Genomic DNA, 19,103 nt, shown 5'->3' on the forward strand with positions numbered 1-19,103 from the left:
CTACCGCTCGGGGCCAATGTTGGTTGACCTTGACTGCGGCGCCACCTCGGGCGCGGTCCTTTGCGGAGCGGCCGCCTGATTGATCGGGATCTCCTTGATGAACGCAGCAATATCGCCCGCTAGCTTGCGGTCTTCGGCATTCCCTGATGTTGCAAGTGCTTTGCCCACATGCATCCAAGCTTCGATGGCCTGCGCTCGCGTCGCCTTCGCCGCGGCACTGGCCTTGGAGCCCGGGCGCGTCGTCCGCAGGCGCCCATCTTGGCGGGCCTTCAGCCGCCACAGGGAGTCGTAGTTCTTGTCGCGCCCGCGGGTCGCCTGGCGGGTCGCCTCGGCTTCGATGCCCTGATCGCGCAGCTTTTCGGCAAAAGTCTCTCGCCACCGGTGCAGGTCAGCCTTCCGCGGATTCAGGCGCTTGCCGTGCCTCGACTCGGCCCGAACGCTGATGTGCACGTGCGGATTGGCTTGATGGTCGTGCAGGACCATGACGTACTTGTGGTCCGCGAGCTCTGCCTTGGCGAACTCGCGCGCCGCGCGCTGAACGGCCAGCGGATCGGTCCCTCTCGGCATCGACAGCATGACGTTATAGGCCTCCCGACGATCGCCAATGTCGTCAATGAAGGTTCCGCCATAGCGCCAGTCTTCCGCCAGCCCGTGCAGCGCTGATTTACCGCGCGAGATTTCGCCGCGATCGTCTTCGATGTCGAGGCGTCCGTTCTTGCTGATGTACCTGAAGTGGGCTGCGATGGCCTTCATGCCGCGCCCGCCGCCCGTGACCTTCACCATCACCTGCGGCGCCCGGCGCACTACGGTCGCCTCGATGCGCGCGCGAATGACGGCGGCGCGCTGATGCGCGGCGAGACCGCTGAGCTTGGGTTGCGGTCGGGTGTGCACGATCCGGTTGCCCGGATAGAAGAGCCGGTCGCCCCACTGCAGCAGGACGCCGTCGACGTTTGGACCTTGACTCATGACCGTGCTCCTGGCTGCGCTGGGCCGCTGCGGCGCTGCTGCATCCCGCTGCCCCGTCGGGGCTGCAGCTCGACGAGCGCACGGGTGAGGTGATCGAGGTGCTCGCGTACGTCGATGCTCAACGTGGTCAACATCGGCCGGCACTCCTCCGCAGGCCGGAAGGCACCTTGCCGCAGTAGCGACACCAGGTGGCTCAGGTTACGGCTGAACGTGGACAGCTCGGCACACGCCGCGATCAGCGCCCCAAGGGTTTCGGCGCGTTCGCTGGCCGGCATCAGTACCGGTCGCCCCGCCAGCAGGTCAGCGATGAAGTCGCCCGGAGGCTGTCCTGCCATGCGGGCAGCAGCCAGGACCGCAGATGCTTGAGCGCGGGACATGCGCAAGGTCAGCCGCACGCGGCTCGCGACACGCGCTTGGAGGCGAGGAATTCTGGCCTCGCCGGCAGGCTCGGCAGGGCCGGTCAGAGCCTCTGCAAGCGTCGCCCGGACCCAACCCGATGGCGACGTACCAGCCAGCCGCGCGCGCTCAACGAGCGCGGCTTTCAGACCATGCAGATCGACGCTCAGTCGATCACGTGACGAGGGTGCCATACCCGAGCCTCCTGACATGCGGAGCGTGTCAGACAACGGCGCCACCGCGCCTATCTCTGCACTCACCAATGCCTTCAGTCTCGACTCGAATCGAGGTCACAGGACCGATGATTTCGGCCCAAGAATCATCGCCCCGCACACGGGCCAGCCGAACGCATGGACCGCGTGCGGACGCAGCCCGGACCCAAAGCGGACCGGAGCCGGACCAGAGGAGAACTGGGGCGCGCGGCAAGTGGGCCAAGTCCGGCCCGAGACCGGACTGCGTTCGCACCGAAGTCGGACCAGAGCCGGACCAGAGCCGGACCGAGGCTGCACTGTCGGAGCCGCCCGGCGATTCTTAGGCCGAATTCATCGCGCCCTACATGGCCCGGCGAAACCAAACTGGATCCACGACTTGAACGCGCACCTGGCTCATGCGGCTCCAACCCAGAAACCCACCGGGCCACGCCAAGCGGAAGGCACGGCGGTACGTGAACGACATCCGCAACTTGCGAGCGGAAGGTCACACGTACGAGACGATCCGGCTGGCGCTCCTCGATGCAGGTGTTTCGGTCAGCCTCAGCACCGTCATCCGTGAGGCCAAGCGTCCACCCACGCAGTGGGAGCTCGAGTACGCGCGCGCCGAGCAAGCTGCAGCGCATAGCGCGCCTTCACCTGGCGTCGAGCCTGGATCTGCGTCAGTCCCGGAAGCAGTTCAAACGACGACTGCCCCGCCGAGTGGGCCAGCCAGCGGCAACGGCGGCGAGCCCAATGCCGAGGCGACCGGCATTCGTCCGCGCGTCGGCTTGCTGGCCAGTTTGTTCCGAGTCTTGCGCCGAGTGCGCGGTACCGGGTCGGTCACGTGACATTGGAACCAAAGCTTCCGCTAGGCCGTGCAGATCGCAAGGCGCTGCGTTTCTCGGTCGACATCCGTCGACTGCGGAACGCGGGCTACACCTTCTCCGCCATCCGGATGGCACTGCTGGACGCCGGCGTCGATGTGAGCCTCACGACCGTCAAGCGCGAGGCGGCGCGACAAGGATTCGACGCCACGGTGGTGCGACGGATCGGAGACGAGCAACAAGTGCTGTCGGCGCCGGTGGCAATCGCTGGCGCTCCGGCCACGTCTTCGACCCGTACGCGAAGTGCCTCCGGTCGCGAGATCGCCGAAGCGTTCTTCAACGCAAACCCCAGCAACCCACTGCTTCCAGCCAAGGAGCGCTCATGAGACTCGCCGTCATCAACTTCTCGGGCAACGTTGGCAAGACGACGGTCGCCCGCCACCTGCTCGCGCCTCGGATCCCAGGCTGCCAGGTCGTCGCGGTCGAGAGCATCAACGCTGACGACGGCCAGTCCGTGACGATCCGTGGCCGGCAGTTCGCACAGCTGCAGGAGTTCCTGCAGAGCGTCGACAACGTCGTGATCGACATCGGTGCGAGCAACGTCGAAGACCTGCTCAAGCTGATGCGCCGCTACCGCGACAGCCAGCAGGACTTCGACGGCTTCATCGTGCCCACCGTGCCGACCCGCAAGCAGCAGCAGGACACGGCGGCCACGTTGATGGAGTTGGCACGCATCGGCGTGCCGCCGGTGAGGCTGCGCCTGGTCTTCAACCAGGTCGACGACGACAGCCCGATCGACCGCACCTTCGACACGCTGCTCGCGTACTGCGCCTCGACGGGCGTGGTGCAACCTCGCCAGGCGGCATGCATCTCCTTCAACGAGGTCTACGCACTCGTTCGCGGCACAGGCCAATCCCTGGCCGAACTGGCCGCCGACACGACCGACTACAAGGCAGCGATTGCCAAAGCCAGCGTGCAGGCCGACAAGCTGGCGCTGGCGCACCGCCTCGCGATCCAGCGGCTCGCACGGGGCGTGATCCCCGAACTCGACGCGTGCTTCGAGTCGCTGGACCTGCACCGGCTCGCGCATCAGGCGGGCCAGGCGGGCCAGGCGGCGGAGCCCGCAGCATGACGCACCCGAACACGACGCGCGAGGTGCTCATTGTCGAGGCCCTCGGCGAGGCCGCCAAGCTGATTCGACAGGTCGAAGCGTTGGCCCCGGCGCTGGATCGGTCACGCCAGGAACTGGCGGACGCGCACAGCGGGCTCGCGGGTCAACTGGCCGCATTCGAGACCCAGGTCCTGGCTTTGACGGAGAAGGCCAAGGTCGTCGCGGTGAAGCACGTCCTGGCGCGCTCCGAGGAGGCGGCGCGGCAGTCGGCGGACCTGCAGAGTCGCGCCATGGCCGACGCAGCGAGGGTCGCCTTTGGTGCCGACCTGGGAGCCACGCTGCAGCGCCTGCAATCGCTGCAAGCGCGACAGCGGCCGCGCTGGGAGCCATGGTTGACCCATGCGGCAGCCGCGGCGACAGCATCGGCGGCCACGTGGACGCTGGCGATCACGCTGTGGGTTCGGTGAACGCGTTTGCGCACAGCCGCCGACGCTAGTGTAGGATTCAATCCTACGCCCCACACCAAAACCACCATGCGCTCGACCCAGCAGTTCAGCATCACCCTGCCCAACGAGATGGCCGAGGCCGTGCGGGCGAAGGTCGCGGCCGGCGCGTACGCCACGGAGAGCGAAGTGATCCGCGACGGCTTGCGCGTCCTGCTGGCACGGGACCGGGTCGTCGAGGACTGGCTGCGCAAGGACGTGGCCGCCACCTACGACAAGCTCAAGGCCGATCCATCGCGTGCAGTGGCGGTCGGCGCCGTCAAGGCGCGCCTGGCCGCCGCCAACGCCAAAGCAGTGACGAAAGCGACGAAGAAGGTGCCGGCCAAGGCCTGACCCCGTACGGCGTCGTCTACGCACCCGAGGCGACCGACCAGATCGAAGAGCTGTATCGCTACATCGCCGAGCGCAGGTCGCCGGCGGTCGCTGATCACTACACCAGCGCAGTGATCGAGACCTGCGAGGGACTCTCGATCTTTCCGCTGCGGGGCGTTTCGCGCGCAGACATCCGATCAGGGCTGCGGGTCACCCACCACAGAGGCCGCACGGTGATCGCGTACACCGTGGACCACGACGCGCGGCTGGTCTCGAGCCTTGGGGTGCTCTACGGTGGCCAGGACTTCGAGCAGGCGCTGGCGGAAGGCGGGGACACCTGAGCCAGACAACCGAGGAAGCGGCTGCGATGCGCGCGTGGTCGGGGCGCCGCGCGGCCGAAGGCCAGCGCGGCGCCGGTATTCCCGCGGGCCGGCGCAAGCCGGCCCGCGCGTTCTGGCAGGCACTGCCGGCCCGTCGCCGGGCCGGCATGCGGTCAGGCCCTCAGCCCTTCAGCTTGCGCATCTCCTCGGCCAGCATCCACAGCGCGCGGTTCAGGCTCACACCGCGGTCGATGCTGCCGACGGGTCGGGTCTGCAGCCGGCGCCCCTGCGCGCTGCGGCCGGGCTGGCCACCGCGGATCACGTTCTCCTGCACGCGCTGGAAGGTGCTCCACAGGCTGCGTCCGGCGTCCTCGGGGCGCCGCGCCTCGATCAATTGCGCAGCGGTGACAGGCGCAGGCGCGTGGCCTCCGCCCTCCTCCACCGCGCGCTCGCCGAAACGCAGCGCCAGCGCGGCCGTCGCGAAGGCGATCTCCTCGGGCGGCTGGAGCTGGAGCGCCTTCATCGCCTCGGTGTGCTCGTTCACAGCCTCGAACTCGTCGAGCACGCGGAACGCGCCTTCGATCACCTCGCCCTGGATGTTGCCCTTGTGCGGGATGCGGATGTCCTCCACCACCTCGCCCACCACCAGGCCGTTGCAGCAGACGAAGCGGAACATGCCGGCCAGCATCTGGTAGCTGCTGGCGCCGTCGTGGCTGTTGATCAGGATGATCTCGTTCGCCTCGGGTCGCGTCTGCACCTGCCCGCTGCTGTCACGGTGGTGGCGCATGCGGATCATGTGCTTGGTGAACTCCGCCTTGCCTTCGATGCGGCTGGCGCCCTGGGCGACCATGAAGGGCTCGAAGCCCTCCTTGCGCATGCCGCGCAGGACATCGATGGTGGGGATGTAGGTGTAGCGCTCGGAGCGGCTCGCGTGCTTGCCCTCGGCGAAGATGGACGGTGCGGCGGCGCGCATCTGGTCTTCACTCAGGGGCTGGTCGCCGCGCATCACGCGGCTGTTGCGGGCAAAGCGGGTCGCCAGGGTCGGGGTCGAGTACATGGTGGTTTCCTTCGATCAATGAATGCGGTTCGAAGGGCGGGCGCGGCTCGTCGGCCAAATGACCAAGATGGCGCCCACCCGATGCGGGTTCAGGCGTCGGCGTGCGCCGGCTGGCGCGCGCTGCGAGCCTTGCGGGTGGTGCCGGCGGCTGCGGACTGCGTGACTGCGCCGCCGCGGGGGCTTGATGCGCCCTCGCCTTCCTGGCCACCGTTGCGGCGGGCTTCGGACTCGGCACGGCTGTCCAGGTAGTCGATCTCCTCGGCCGTGAACGCCATGCCGTAGACGGTTTCGCCGCCCTTCTCGTAGTTGTTGTTGCGCAGCCGGCCGACGATGTTGACGTGCGAGCCCTTGCCCAGGTACTCGGCCGCGTTCTCGGCCTGCTTGCCCCACAGCGTCCACTGGATCGCGGTGGACTCCTCCTCGCGCGCCTCGCCTCCATCCCGGCTCGCGCGCCGCGTGTTGCTGATCGCGGTCAGCACAGCCTTGGCGATCTTGCCTTCGCGGCCGTTGACGAATTCGAGCTTGACGGCCCCGGCCAGGTGCGCGTGGCGCTGGATCACTGAAACGTTTGCCATGGTGAACTCCTTGTCGAGAGCAACCAGCCGGGTCCCGGTCCGGGTTCCCTGAAAACTGATCCTCTCGCTCGGACTCCCTTGCTCCCGCCCACGGGCGGGCGGGGGGTGGGCATGGCCCCTTCCCTCACGGGAAGGGGTTGGGGATGGGTGGTGTTCATCGCAGCCGAAGCAGTGAGCCGGTTTCCCGGCCCACCGCTTGAAGATCCCCCCACAAGTCCCCCTCGCAATTCGACGGGGGCGCAGTCGGGGGAGCGCGGTGGGACGACTGGCGCACGGGCTGCCACCTCCCCACGGGCGGCGCAGCGTCGCGGCCGCTGTGCCAGCTCGTCTGGCGCAGCGGTTGCAGCGCAGCCGACCGAACGATCACGAACAGCGGCGGCTCTGCGGCCGACGTGACACCGAGCGCAGCGAATGGCGCGGCGGTCGAGCCGCTGCGAGCACTTCACTGCACTCGGTCTTCAGCGGCCCGGCTACGGGTTTGGCGGGTGACCGGGGTGGCGATCTGGCCGGCGCCGCACCGAGCGAAGCGCAGCGCAGCGACCTGCAAGCCGGTCAGTTCGCCAAGCGGGCCTCGTTCACGCGCAGCGTGAAGGAATCAGGGCCCGCGTGCCCCGGGCACGGGAAAGGGCCGCAGCGTGCTTCAGCCGGCTCCGCCGGCCTGACTTGGCAACTGCTCTTCGCGGCCAAGCCCATCCTAGTTCTTTTCCGAGCGGTTTGTCATAGCGTCACGGCGCGCCTTCGGGCGCCTGTTATGAGCTCGTTTCGCGCTCGGGTCGGCCTACTGTTTGCACCGTCTGAGCAATGCGGTCCAGCGGTTCGAGTCGGCCATCATCAGGTCGTTGGAGCGCTGCGGGTCGTTGAAGACCGCGCACTCCCCAGACGTGCCGGCCCCATCCGCCGGCTTCGAGACCTTCCCCGGAAGCGGCCCGCCGCGCAAGAGTGCCGAGTACTTGCCCATTGTGGCCGGGCTATAGGCGCGACCGGTGGACCGGTAGCTCGCTTCGACATCGCGCGACATACTGTTCACGTCGCCGACTGCCGCCTCCATCTGCTTGAAAGCGTCATCGTAGATGGCCACGATCCTGTCCAACGAGCCCTGCTGGATCCCGGTGATGATGTCATTGCCGTGAATTTCACTGGCTGCTTTCAGCCCGTACTTCGCCTGGATCACGGTGTAGCGGAACACCTCGTTCTGGATCGTGGTCCGCTTCGCTTCCGGCTCCTTGCCGAACAGCCCGTTCTTGACGCGCTCCTCCACCTTCGTGGCGAAGAAGGTTGTGGGGTCGCTCACGATCTCGTGGGCCTGTTCGGCCTTGTTTAGCAGTTTTCGGCCCAGCTCCATTCCCTCGGCCAGCTTCTGACGCACTTCTTGCTGTCCCTGCTTGGCGCGGTCGAAGCATGCTTCGCGCGCACTCATGAGTTCGGCGTGTTCAGCCTTCCGTTTCGCGCCACACTGGTTGTAGCAGGCGGTGTAGCGCGACTCCCAGCCGCGACCTCCCTCGCGCCAGATTCGATCGCACTGCCGCGTGCAGGCGCCGCCCGAGGCGTATTGCTGCCTGAAGGACGGCTCGTAGGCTGCCACGCACTCGTCGCCTGAACGCGGATTGGGAGGCCCCGGCGGCACCGTGCCCGCCAACGCCGTGCCCAGAGCAGCCAGCGCGAGCGCCGCGCTGCACACGAGCCTGGCATACCGGGCAAGCATGGCCTAATGGTTCGAGCGCGCGAGGCACGCCATCTGCACTGCGCTCTCCCGCGTTGCGATGGCCGCGTACTTCAGGACTACGTACTGTGCGGCACAACTCTCGTTGATGTTCAACTGACCGATCGATCCCCCGCCAAACTGGAACGTTCCTTGCTCCAAGCTTCGGATCACTTGCTCGGGCGACGTCGCAAAGTTGCGGATGCATTCGGCCGCCACCTTGACCTGCTGATCTGCGTTGTTGGCCGCCTGCAGCGACTGCGAGGCCGCGTCGGCCGTGCTCAGGCCCATCGACTTGGCCTTGCGCGCTGCCACGCGCAGGTCCTCGCTGACGATCGCCGTGCGCGTCTCCTGAATCTCTGCGACGTCATATTGCGGCAGACTAGGCGCCAAGTGGGCCAGCGTCGTCTTACACGCGCCGCCAGCGTGCCCCGATCCGGAATCTGACTCTAGAGCTACCTGCGAGGCGCCGGCCGAATCGCTGCTAGTGGAGCTGGAAGACAGAGTGCTGCCCGCCGACAGGCTGTCGACCTTCGCCTGCGCTTTGTCCACGCTCTGCTGGAGCAACTGCTCTTGCAGCGCCAGTTGGCTCGTGTCCTTACCCAGCGCCGCGAGCAATAGCTGCGCGTTTTGGTTCAGTGACAGGTCGCGCTCGGCGCGCTCCAAGTCTCCTTGCGCGACTTCTAAGTCGGTCTTGGCCGGCGTCGCCGCCGGGTAGGTGGTGGTTGAGCCGGTCGAAGAGGATGGCTCCGTCTTGTCCGGCGCCAACAGACCACCGAACGTGAACACGTCGTAGATCGCGCCCATGGCCACGCCCATGGTCCCCAAATACAGCGCAGTCCCGATGTTGCCCTGCTGAACCTCCGATCCCGCGCCCTTGACCATTTTCGCGGTGGCGCATGCCTGCAGTGCCAGTGAGGCCGCGACGCAAAGTGCCGTACATCCAGCACGCGAAAGGGCGCCCCTATCTCGAGCGTCAATCTTCATCCTCATCGCGTTCTCTCCGGTCAATTGCCCGCTTGGATGTTGATATTCCATAGTAACAACCTGTATTGAATAGGCCACGGAAAGGCCTTAGTTAGGAATAGTCTGCACAACGCAGTACTCGACGCGGATTGATGAAGTCCGATGGCCGAATCGACCTCCATGGCTGAGTTCTGTCGAACCGAGCGGCCATCAGCATCGGCCAGGCAGCAGTTCGGAGCCTCGCAAGGAGGCCCTGCCACTTGTCCTAACCTGTTCCGCGAATACCTCAGGGCTTTGGAACATCGAAGATTTTGTCGAACGCAGACTGTTCCAACGTGGTGTAGAAGAGATCTCCCTGACTACCAACTGCCCCCTTGTTGCCGGAACTCCCCACGGGCCCCGCACCTCCGTCGCGACCACGGCGCCCGGGCTCGTCCTTGCAGAATGGCAGAGCCTTCGCACCTTGAGCGCCACCTCGACCGCCCGCGCCGCCGGAGCCAGCATCTCCGGGAGGGCCACCATCTCCGCCACCAACGTCGGCTCGAACCATCTGAAGCAGCGCAGGAAAGGCGCTCGGCATTGACACGAGGGTCACAGTGCCGCCGGTGCCACCGGTCCCTCCCGTTCCACCGGTCCCTCCTGCTCCACCTGTGCCACCGTTGCCGCCGAATCCGGCACCCCTCTTGCAATCGACAATTCCGCCAGACGCAGGCCGCCCTTGCTGCCCTGCGCCACCGTCTCCCCCCCTTTGGCCGGTCCCACCCTTGCCGCCCGGCTGGCCCCGAAGATCGACGATTGGCGGCGCCCCCTTCATGGCAGAAACGAACAACGTCAAGTTCGGCGCGTTGCGACCGAGCGGCCCGGGGAGGCCTGTGGCGCCAGGCTGTCCCGCCAAACCCGACACGCCGTCACCGTTGCCGTCGGGCCCCCGAGGAGCTTGACCCGACGCAGGTGCCGCGCCCGTAGGACCATCGCCACGAGCCCAACTGATCGTGCCGGGTTTGCCTTGGTCCTTCATGACGATCGTGCGCGCCGCGACAATCAAGTTGTTGCGCGTCTTGATGGCCTTGTCGCTGAAGACGAGTTCAGCGCCCGGCTCGAAGACGAGAGTGTCGGCGCCGAGAAAGTAGGCGTCGTAAATCATCTTGCCGGACACGATGACTTCCTTGGCGAGACCGAGTAGTTCAATGGACTCACGAGCTTCCTTGGCTTCGCTACCGATACTGGTTGCAGGCACCGGTTGAGCGGCCTGCGCTTGCGCCGTAGCGACGTTCACTGAGAACAGCAAAGAGGCTGCGATGGCTAAGGGATGAATCATGTGAAACATGGTTGTTCCTGTGCAGTTGAAGAATGAGGATCCCGATCCAATCGAGTTTTTTTGACCGAAGGACAGACTCAGAAGGTCTTTCGGATTAATACCCGCCCAGGCATCTCCAGTGGCTCTTGGCGTTGTTCGGTTTCGATACTCACGTTGGGGTGAAGTCCGTCGGCCGGGGTGACGAGCTTGAAGTACGGTCTGGAGACCGGCGTGGCGGTCTCACGCTGACTGGGTCTGGGCACGCTGATCGCACCGACGGTCAGTTCGTCGGCGGACGGCGCAGCCTCCGCGGCGTGCGCTGCACGCACCAAGAACGTTCAAATGATTCTCCATAGGGTCCTCGCTTTGGTTGTGGTTGCGCTCAGATGCGCACCGATACTGTCCGCGCGAAGCTGGAGTGGCGGTATTCCTCCGTGGGCCTAGCCGGAGGACTAAGCCCTTCGTCCACGGAGCGAGTGGCGTCGCGTCAAACGCGCGGCAGCATCAACGAAACTGGTTCGATGTCTTTGGCCGGATCGAAATCCACCAGCAGCAGATGGCTTCCATCTCGCCTGTTCTGGGAGATGCACTGGCAAACCCTAGAGGTCGCCAGGCGACGGATCGTGAAGCGAGGGGGCAGCCCGCGCAGCGGGGAGCAAGGCCGAGAGTTGGAGACTGAAGAGTGAGATACGTTGCAAACACGCTCGGTTTGCGCCTACGGAGCAATTTCACCGGCGGCACAGAAGAGGTGCGCAGCCGCACGCTGGGTTTGGTGGCGCCCCTACTACCTCGGTCTTCACGAACCCTGTGCGTTCGTCCTAACACTTAGGCTTATGCCGAAGCGGGAGACGCGCAGTGCCTGGTGCGTTAAGCTGCGTGGCAAGAAGAAGTCGCGCGGCAAAAGCTTCGGGCGCGGCCTGCTCACGGCAATGGAGGGGCATCGGTGCGCGTACTCTTAGTCGACGACCACGAACTCGTTTGGAAGGGAACGCAGCGCTTGTGCGAAGGCGTGGCCCGCGTTTCCGGCAGTGGGGGGGTGCTCGATTTCGCGGCAGTGCGTGACCTGGACAGCGCACTGGCGCTGCCCGATCGAGCGTTCGATCTGGTGCTATTGGACTACCACCTACCTGGCATGTCGGGGCTACAAGCGCTGCGCGCAGTGCAAGCTGCGTTCGAGGGCGCTGTGGTCTGTATGCTTTCGGCCGAATGTGGCAGCGACAGCGTTCGTGAGGTGCTAGAGGCAGGCGCGGCGGGTTTCATTCCGAAGTCCTACGGCGAAGCCGAGATGTCGGCTGCGCTCGCGCTGGTGTTGCGCCATAAGACCTATGTACCGGCCGAGTTTCTGTTCGCTGAGGACGTGGTGCGAGACCGCAGCGCTGACGAAGTACGCAACGAGGACCTAGTCCTCTTCTTGCACAACGACCTCACGCCGCGCCAGCGCCAGGTGCTCAAGCTGGCCTTGCAAGGGCTGCCCAACAAGATCATTGCGCGCCAGCTCACCATAGCCGAAGGCACGGTGAAGGTGCACCTGTCGATGGTCTACCGGGCCCTGGGTGTGCGCAACCGCGTGGGCGCGCTGTGTCGCGTGCTACAGGCCGATGCGGTGGCCGCCCTGGGCTGAGGCGTGCCTCGGCGCTGCCGACGCACTCGCGGACGAGGCCTTCGACCGCGAGCGCCTCTCGGTGCTGGTGGGCTATAGCGCCGCGCTGCGCTTCCAGATGACCACCATCGCACTGGTGATCGGCGCCATCGCCCACGCGGGCGGCGCGCCGCTCATCCTGGTGCTGGTCTGGCTGGCGGCGACCATCCTCGTGCGCGAGACGCGTGCCGCGAGCTTGCTGCGTCTGAATCGCGGCGCCGCCCCCATCGCCGAGCGCCTGCGCCGCACGACCGGCTGGACGCTCGCCCTCGGCGCGGCCTACGGTGCGTCTTCCATCTTCATGATGCACACCGACCGCGCCTTCGATGCAATCCTGACGATGATCCTGATGTCGCTCAGCGCCGGCGCCGTGTCGACCACCTTCACGCTGGTGCCCGCGCTGGTGGCTTTCGCGGCCGGGATCGCGCTGCCGCTGTGCGTGCTTTGGATCCTGGGCGGCGGTGACTGGCTGGACTGGACGGTAGCCGGCCTCGTGGTGCTGTTCTTCGGCGTGCAGGTGCGCTTCGCGCAACAGAACATGCGCATGTTCGCTGACTCGTATCGCATGCGGCTGGAGAACGCGAAACTGCTGAGCGACCTCACCGCGGAGCGCGCCCGCCTAGCCGCCGCGCGCGACACGGCGGTGGCGGCCGATCTGTCCAAGAGCCGCTTCTTGGCCGCGGCCAGCCACGACCTGCGCCAACCCTTGCAGAGCCTGGCGCTCAACTGCGGCGCGCTGTCGCGCATGGCGATGAGCGAGCCGTCGCGCGAGATCGCCAACGACATTGGCGTTGGCATCGACGCGCTGCGCCGCATGCTCGACGCCCTGCTCGACATCTCCCAGCTCGAAGCCGGTGCAGTTGCTCCGGACCTGCGGCCGATCTCGGTCGAGCGCTTGCTCGAAGGCCTGTGCCTGCGCCAACGCCCGGCCGCGCAGGCCAAAGGGCTAGCTTTGAACTGGCACGCTGAGCCGGGCGCCACCGTTTTCAGCGACGCGCAGATGCTGCAGCGCGTGCTGGCCAACCTGCTCGACAACGCGCTCAAGTTCACCGAACGCGGCTCGATCGAACTTGGCGCGCGCCGCGTCGGCGAGCGCATCGAGTTGAGCGTGCGCGACACCGGACGCGGTATCGACGAAGCCGACCAGGCTCTGGTGTTCGAGGACTTAACACAGCTCCACAACCCGCGGCGCGACCGCGCGCTCGGCCACGGCCTGGGCCTGGGCATCGTGCGGCGCCTGTGCCGCTTGCTCGGCATCGAGGTCGGCGTGGAGTCGCGGCTCGGCGAGGGCACCTGCTTCGCGCTGCGCGTGCCGATCAGCGCCGAAGCATCGGCACCGGTGATGGAGTCGGCACCGTGGCAGCCTGGTCTGGTGGCGCGGCGCGTGCTGGTGCTTGACGACGACGAGGCGGTGCGCTCGGCTTACAGGGCTGCGCTGAGCTCGATGGGTTGCGAGGTCAGCGTGGCGGCCAACTTGCGACAGGCCGAGGCTGCGCTCGACACCGCCGGCATCGAAGTGGCCCTGGTGGACTTTCGCCTGGCCGACGACATGAACGGCCTCGAGGCTGTGGCCCGGCTGCGGCAGCGCCGCCCCGGGCTGGCTGCGCTTATAGTCTCTGCAGACACCTCGGCGGCACTGCGCGAACTGGCAGCACAAGAAGGCGTTCCGATGCTGCGCAAACCAGTGACCGACGCACTGCTGGCCACGGCGATCAACAACGCCCTGGCCGACGCGGCCGCCGCGCGACAGCCGGCGCAAGGAGTCTGATCCCATGTCGATGCGATCGCATGCCTGGCTCTCGATGGGCGCCGAGAGGCTGGCACGTCACCTGGCCGACAAGCCCAACCCCGACGCGTTTGATTGCGACGTGCTGATCATTGGCAGTGGCTACGGGGGCGCGGTGGCGGCGGCGCGCCTGGCCGGCGCCACAGTCGACGGCCAGACGGACGAACATGGCCAGCCGCGCCGCGCCGTGGTCTGGCTGCTGGAGCGTGGCGCGGAACACCAGCCAGGACGATTTCCTTCGCGCTTCTCAGAGCTGCCGGGCCATGTGCGCTTCAGCCGCCAAGACGGGTTGCCTGCACGCGGTCGCTCCGAGGGTTTGCTCGATCTTCGCCTTGGTGGCGACGTGTCCGTCCTGCTGGGCAATGGCCTGGGCGGCGGCTCGCTGATCAATGCCGGTGTGATGGCGGAGCCCGAAGCTGCGGTGTTCGACAGCGGCTGGCCCGCGGCCATCAACGCGGCGTCAATGCAGGCTCCTTTCGAGCAGGCGCGTCGGATGCTCGGCGTGCAGACAGTTCCGGCCACGCCCAAGTTGCGCAAGCTCGACATCCTCGAACGGATGGCCGCCCGACGCGGCGAAGACCTGCGCGCGCCGCTCACCGTCAACTTCGTGCCTAACGCCAAGAGCTCCGCCGGGATCGAGATGAATCCGTGCACGATGTGCGGCGACTGCTTGACCGGCTGCAACCAGGGCGCCAAAGGCTCGCTCGACACCAGCTATCTGGCGCTCGCGCGCCAGCGCGGGGCTGAACTGTTCTGCGGTGCGGCGGTGCAGTCGATCGAACGCGACGAGGAGGATAGAGGCTGGCGCGTACGCTGGCACTACACCGAGCCCGCGCTGCGCCCCCCCAGTGGCGAGGCCTTCGCGCTGCGTGCACGGCAGGTGGTCCTGGCAGCGGGCAGCCTGGGCAGCTCCGAAATCCTGCTTCGCTCGTCGGCCCAGCTCGCGCTGTCGCCTCGCCTGGGCCAGGGCTTCTCGACCAACGGCGACAGCATCGTCGCGTGCGTCGGTCATCCCGAACGCGTGGCGATGGCTGCGGATCAGGAAACGGATCCGGCAGATCCGCTCGCGCGCCGCGTCGGCCCCACCATCACTGGGCTGCACCGGGTGCCGGCCACCGAAGACCGACCCTCGTTCGTGATCGAAGAGTTCGCCGTTCCCGGCGCGCTGCGCAACGTGTTCGGCGAAATCGTGGCGCTGCTCGATGCGGTGGAGCGCACCAGCGCGGTGGCCGTCAGCGGCGAGACCATCGGCCACATGAGCCTGTACGGCCTGATGGGAGACGAGGGGGCCGGCAGCGCCGGCAGTAGCGGCACCCTCTCGCTGCCGGCGGCGCCGCCGGGGATGGCGCCTGCCGTCGAAGGCGGCGCCCGCATCGACTGGAAAGACGTAGGCGAGCTGTCGCTCTACAAGCAGATGCGCGCTTGGGTGCGCGGCGCGGTCGGAGACACCACCCGTCCCGACCCACTTCACCCGGCGCGAGTGGTGCCGGGCCAGGACTTGGTTTCCGCCGGCCTGGCGACCGCCGTCACCGTCACGGTCCACCCGTTGGGCGGTTGCGGCATGGGTGCGGACGCGGTGTCGGGGGTGGTCAACGACCGGGGACAGGCCTTCAAGGCTGACGGTGGCGTTCACGAGACGCTGGTGGTGCTCGATGGCAGCATCGTGCCTCGATCGCTGGGCATCAATCCGGCGCTGACCATCACGGCGCTGGCCGAGCGCGCCCTGCCCTTGTTGATGGGCCAGTGGTGCCTGACGGCGTGGAATGACGGCGCCGTCTTGCATGTCCCGCAGCGGCCCGTCACGCGCCGTCGCGAAATCGCACCCGCCGAAACTGTATGGACCCTGCGCGAGCGCGTTCAAGGCTTGACAGTGTTGGGCAACGACATCTACTGGGCGCGACTAGAGATCGAGTTCGACCCCGTCCCCGGCTTGCGTAAGGCCCTGGCGCTGCAAGAACGCGTCCTGGGTGTTCGGCGAGCTGAACTCAGACTGCGCGCGGCCGACGAGAACACGACCGAGTTCAGCTTCGACGACAGCGAGAGAGAAGACGCGGACCTCTGCGTGGTGCAACTCGCCGGTCAGGTGGACCTGTTCTCCCAGGCCCCGACCGACCTGCCCGGCGAAGAAGACACACTCGATCCGCGCTGGCGCTTGGTCTACCGCCTGGGCGTGCAATCGGTCAGCGGCCCGGCCAAGATCGGCATTCGCATCGGCGACCGCATCGAGGGCGTCAAGCGCTTCGGCGCCGACCCCGGCAGGACGATCGATCAACAAGCGAGCCTGTGGCGCCAACTGTCCGAGATGGAAGTGAAGCTGGAGGGCGCCTGCGTGGGCCGCTGGGCGCTCGACCTTGGCGACCTGGCGCGGCGACGCGACCCGCTGCTATCGGCCGCGCGCCTGAGCAGCATGCCCGACGCGATCGACGACCTGGCGGCCGTCGTGCTGTTCACGCTGCGCCTGGCGCTGCCGACGCTGTGGAAGCTGATGGACCAGAAGATCGGCAAAGCGCAATCCACGCTGCTGGATCAGCGCAAGCCGGGCAAGGTCAGCGGCATCGTGCCCACCTCCTACGGGGAATGCGGCGATTGGTGCCTGTCGCGCTACCGGCCCGACGATTCAGTCGCAACGCCCATCGTGCTGATCCACGGTCTCGGCACGTCCGGCTCCAGCTACACCGACACCAGCTTCATCAACCTGACGCAGACCCTGCTGCAGAACAAGCGCGATGTCTGGGTGCTCGATCTGCGCAGCAGCATCGCCAACGAGGCCGGCCGCCAGCAGCCCGACGCCAACAGCTGGACCGTGGACAGCATCGGCGAGCGCGACATCCCGCAGGCCATCGCCAAGGTGCTCGAACAGACCGGCGACGCGCAGGTAGACGTGTTCGCGCATTGCATGGGCGCGGTCATGTTCTGCATGGCCGTGATGGGTGAACCTGCCTTGCAGGGCCGGGTGCGCAGCGCCGTGCTGTCCCAGGTGGGGCCGCTGGCGCGCCTGAGCCCGCTCAACCGGCTACGGGGCTATGTGGGCAGCTACCTGCGCGGCTTTCTCGACGTGCAGGAGCTCGACACCGCGCCCGAGTACCGGAGCGCGCCAATGGATGCGGAGTGCAAGGCCAACTGGAGCGCTGTCGAACGTGGTATGCCGGCGAGACTGCTTGATGCGCTGCTCAGCACCTTCCCCTACCCCGACGGCGAGTCGCAGCGCGAGTTCGAACTGCAGACCGGCGAATTGAAACTCACCGGCTTTCGCGCTGTGCGCCACCGCGCCGACGCCATCTTCGGCCAGCTGTTCGAGCTCGCCAACATGGCGCCGGCTACCCTGGGCCGGCTCGAAGCGCTGTTCGGCTGGTCGAAGACGACGATGCTCGGCCAAGCGATTCACTTTGCGCGCCACGAGATGCTGGTCAGTGCCCGCGGCTTCAACGCCGTGATGGACCGGGATGCTCTCCAGAAGCGCTTCGGCTTTCCGCTGCTGATGCTGCACGGTCAGAACAACCGCGTCTTCGACTGGCGTGGCAGCCTGCGCAGCTGGCGCCTGCTGCGGCACATGCGCGGTGAGTTGTGGGAGGCGCCGAGCGTGTTGCCAACGCCAAGTCCGCGCCATGTGTATGGCGCCAACCAGCGCCTGCAGCTCCACGTATTCACCACCTACGGCCATCTCGACTGCGTGATGGGCGAACACGCGCATCGCGACGTGTTCCCGGTGGTCACGCAGTTCCTGCGCCGCGTCGATGACAATGACTTCGTCGCGGCAAGATCGGGGCCACCGTCGGACCCGCAGAAGCGCCAGCCGGAGCCGCCGTGGTTGGGGCCGGTTCTGGGATGGCTGCGCCAGACCGATTCGCCTGGCCGGCTGCGCGCCCGCGTCTGGGTGCAGGCCTCGCCGCGCAGGGCGCGGGTCAATGGTGTGGCCGTGGTGCCGCTGCGTTGGGCCGAGGACGGACCGCAGCTACTGCCCGGTGGCTGTTGGGTGCGATGGCCCTCGACTCACGAACGCATCGGGATGTTCGACTGGGACCTGAACCTCGCGGCGCTAGACCTCTGGCACTCCACGACCATCGACACCTTCGCCTTGATGACGCTGCACGAAGACATGCTCCTGGGTACGCAGCTCGATGCACTGGCGCAGAAGCAGGACATGGTCGAGTACGGCGCGCGGATTGACTGGCTTGCGGGGGGCCGCGCGCTCTGGCCCGACGTGGATAAGGCGATCCAGCGGTGGTTCGACGAGCATCGAGCCCAGCGCGAGTGGGAGCGTTGCCTGTTCAGCTTGTCGAGCAGCGTGAGGCAGGCCGTGGATCGGGGCGCGCCTCACCCTATGGCGCCCGGCGGCACACTGCGCTTCGCCCTTGCAAGCTGCCAGTACCCGCCCGGGCTGCTGGACCAGGCCCCGGCCCAGGCGACCTGGGATCGCCTCGCGCGTGACTTGCAGCATCGCGAGCAACCACCGCAGTTCTTGCTGCTGGCGGGCGACCAGGTCTACGTGGACGCCCAGGCCGGCGTGTTCGATCCGGGCATGGCGCCGTCCACAAACTCCGAGGTGCTCGCGGCCGATTTCGACCGCCACTACGAGCTGAACTGGCTGGGCGCGTCGTTCCGGCGTGTGGTCGCCCGTCTGCCAGTCTACTCAATGCTCGACGACCACGAGGTGGGCGACAACTGGCCGGGCCACGGCGGTGCACCGGGCCGCCAGCCCGAGCGTCTGCAGGCCAGTTTGGACGCGTTCGACCGCTTCCAGCGCAAGCTGGCACCCGACGAGGGTTGGGCGGGGACGCTGGGTTACCGGCTATTTCCAGGCGGCGCGCCGCTATGGGTGCTGGACACGCGCAGCCAACGAGACCCTCGGTCGGCCTCGACCTTAGAGCACGCGCACATTCTTCCCGAAGCCTCGCTGGACCAACTGATTGCCGAACTCGGGGCAGAGTCCGTCAAGGAATGCGCCAAGTTCATCCTGTCGCCAGTGCCGATCCTGCCCCCGGAGCGGGTTGTCGCGCTGTCAGTTGCCGAGCGACTCCGGTCCGACGCCTGGAGCGGCTTCCCGGCCTCCACCGCCCGGCTGCTGGGCGCGATCCGCGACCAGGGCATCCGGCGTGTCGTGTTCCTGTCTGGTGACTCGCATTTGTCGTCGGTGTCGAGCTTCACCTTTGAGGGCGAAGCTGCACCCCGGGTGGTGTCGGTGGTGTCATCGGGCACCTACGCGCCTTGGCCCTTCGCCAACCAGCGTCCCGAGGACCTGATCCTGGGTGGCGCGGTCGATCTGGGATTGACCGGCTCGCCGTTACGCGGCACGGTGAAGCTCGAGGCCCTTTCAGCCGCCGACGCGTACGCCCTGATCCAGCTTGAGTGCGATGCGAAGTCGGGCCGTCTGGCGCTGCGCATCAGCCTGCGTTCGGACGCCACGACGGCAGGCGACTGCCACATCGTGCTGTCTTGATCACCATTCACCTTCAGGAGAGAA

General features: G+C 67.0%; 16 protein-coding genes. 9 read left to right on the forward strand and 7 right to left on the reverse strand.

All coding sequences use genetic code 11. The features are described from left to right. Together ACPOLB_RS03805 and ACPOLB_RS03810 are read right to left on the reverse strand one after the other, a co-directional pair. Positions 1–966 (reverse strand): relaxase/mobilization nuclease domain-containing protein, encoded by a 966-nt coding sequence (locus tag ACPOLB_RS03805; protein ID WP_425259971.1) that lies wholly within the window; start codon positions 964–966, stop codon positions 1–3. Beyond that, entirely contained in the window at positions 963–1,556 is a 594-nt protein-coding gene (locus ACPOLB_RS03810) for a hypothetical protein (protein WP_425259972.1), read from the reverse strand. The genes ACPOLB_RS03805 and ACPOLB_RS03810 overlap by 4 nt, the downstream gene beginning before the upstream one ends. Before the next feature lie 470 nt (positions 1,557–2,026). Between ACPOLB_RS03810 and ACPOLB_RS03815 the strand changes: the two genes are divergently transcribed. From ACPOLB_RS03815 to ACPOLB_RS03840, 6 genes are all read left to right on the forward strand, one after another. Further along, positions 2,027–2,401: a hypothetical protein gene (locus ACPOLB_RS03815; protein ID WP_425259973.1), complete on the forward strand. Its 375-nt coding sequence runs from the start codon at positions 2,027–2,029 to the stop codon at positions 2,399–2,401. Between the two features lie 107 nt (positions 2,402–2,508). Then, positions 2,509–2,763 carry a hypothetical protein gene (locus ACPOLB_RS03820; RefSeq protein ID WP_425259974.1) on the forward strand — a complete coding sequence of 85 codons (255 nt, stop codon included), beginning with the start codon at positions 2,509–2,511 and terminating at the stop codon, positions 2,761–2,763. After that, the gene (gene stbB, locus ACPOLB_RS03825) at positions 2,760–3,509 is read left to right on the forward strand and encodes a StbB family protein (RefSeq protein WP_425259975.1); all 750 of its coding nucleotides are present in this window, start codon (positions 2,760–2,762) and stop codon (positions 3,507–3,509) included. Before ACPOLB_RS03820 ends, stbB begins: the two co-directional genes overlap by 4 nt. After that, the gene (locus tag ACPOLB_RS03830; RefSeq protein WP_425259976.1) at positions 3,506–3,955 is read left to right on the forward strand and encodes a hypothetical protein; all 450 of its coding nucleotides are present in this window, start codon (positions 3,506–3,508) and stop codon (positions 3,953–3,955) included. The genes stbB and ACPOLB_RS03830 overlap by 4 nt, the downstream gene beginning before the upstream one ends. Positions 3,956–4,021: 66 nt before the next feature. Beyond that, positions 4,022–4,324 (forward strand): ribbon-helix-helix domain-containing protein, encoded by a 303-nt coding sequence (locus tag ACPOLB_RS03835; RefSeq protein WP_425259977.1) that lies wholly within the window; start codon positions 4,022–4,024, stop codon positions 4,322–4,324. Between the two features lie 62 nt (positions 4,325–4,386). Then, the gene (locus tag ACPOLB_RS03840) at positions 4,387–4,644 is read left to right on the forward strand and encodes a type II toxin-antitoxin system RelE/ParE family toxin (protein ID WP_425261869.1); all 258 of its coding nucleotides are present in this window, start codon (positions 4,387–4,389) and stop codon (positions 4,642–4,644) included. A 160-nt stretch (positions 4,645–4,804) separates the two neighbouring features. On the opposite strand, the gene ACPOLB_RS03845 is transcribed toward ACPOLB_RS03840, so the two are convergent. The 5 genes from ACPOLB_RS03845 to ACPOLB_RS03865 all read right to left on the reverse strand — a co-directional run bounded on the left by ACPOLB_RS03845 (position 4,805) and on the right by ACPOLB_RS03865 (position 10,247). Continuing rightward, positions 4,805–5,680 carry a DUF932 domain-containing protein gene (locus tag ACPOLB_RS03845; protein ID WP_425259978.1) on the reverse strand — a complete coding sequence of 292 codons (876 nt, stop codon included), beginning with the start codon at positions 5,678–5,680 and terminating at the stop codon, positions 4,805–4,807. An 89-nt stretch (positions 5,681–5,769) separates the two neighbouring features. Beyond that, entirely contained in the window at positions 5,770–6,255 is a 486-nt protein-coding gene (locus ACPOLB_RS03850) for a single-stranded DNA-binding protein (protein WP_425259979.1), read from the reverse strand. 778 nt (positions 6,256–7,033) lie between these two features. Then, positions 7,034–7,957, reverse strand: coding sequence for a hypothetical protein (locus ACPOLB_RS03855; RefSeq protein WP_425259980.1), 924 nt, complete (start codon positions 7,955–7,957; stop codon positions 7,034–7,036). A gap of 3 nt (positions 7,958–7,960) precedes the next feature. Continuing rightward, the gene (locus ACPOLB_RS03860; RefSeq protein ID WP_425259981.1) at positions 7,961–8,947 is read right to left on the reverse strand and encodes a hypothetical protein; all 987 of its coding nucleotides are present in this window, start codon (positions 8,945–8,947) and stop codon (positions 7,961–7,963) included. A gap of 259 nt (positions 8,948–9,206) precedes the next feature. Then, positions 9,207–10,247, reverse strand: a complete 1,041-nt coding sequence (locus tag ACPOLB_RS03865) for a hypothetical protein (RefSeq protein WP_425259982.1) — start codon at positions 10,245–10,247, stop codon at positions 9,207–9,209. Positions 10,248–11,160: 913 nt separating this feature from the next. On the opposite strand from ACPOLB_RS03865, the gene ACPOLB_RS03870 reads away from it, so the two are divergent. From ACPOLB_RS03870 to ACPOLB_RS03880, 3 genes are read left to right on the forward strand one after another with little or no spacing between them, the layout of a single operon-like run. Beyond that, positions 11,161–11,838, forward strand: coding sequence for a LuxR C-terminal-related transcriptional regulator (locus tag ACPOLB_RS03870; protein WP_425259983.1), 678 nt, complete (start codon positions 11,161–11,163; stop codon positions 11,836–11,838). Then, positions 11,816–13,624: a hybrid sensor histidine kinase/response regulator gene (locus ACPOLB_RS03875; RefSeq protein WP_425259984.1), complete on the forward strand. Its 1,809-nt coding sequence runs from the start codon at positions 11,816–11,818 to the stop codon at positions 13,622–13,624. Before ACPOLB_RS03870 ends, ACPOLB_RS03875 begins: the two co-directional genes overlap by 23 nt. A gap of 4 nt (positions 13,625–13,628) precedes the next feature. Further along, positions 13,629–19,079 (forward strand): alpha/beta fold hydrolase, encoded by a 5,451-nt coding sequence (locus ACPOLB_RS03880; RefSeq protein ID WP_425259985.1) that lies wholly within the window; start codon positions 13,629–13,631, stop codon positions 19,077–19,079. Positions 19,080–19,103 lie beyond the last annotated feature (24 nt).

This window comes from Rubrivivax soli, from assembly GCF_049810355.1.
GTDB lineage: Bacteria > Pseudomonadota > Gammaproteobacteria > Burkholderiales > Burkholderiaceae_C > Rubrivivax.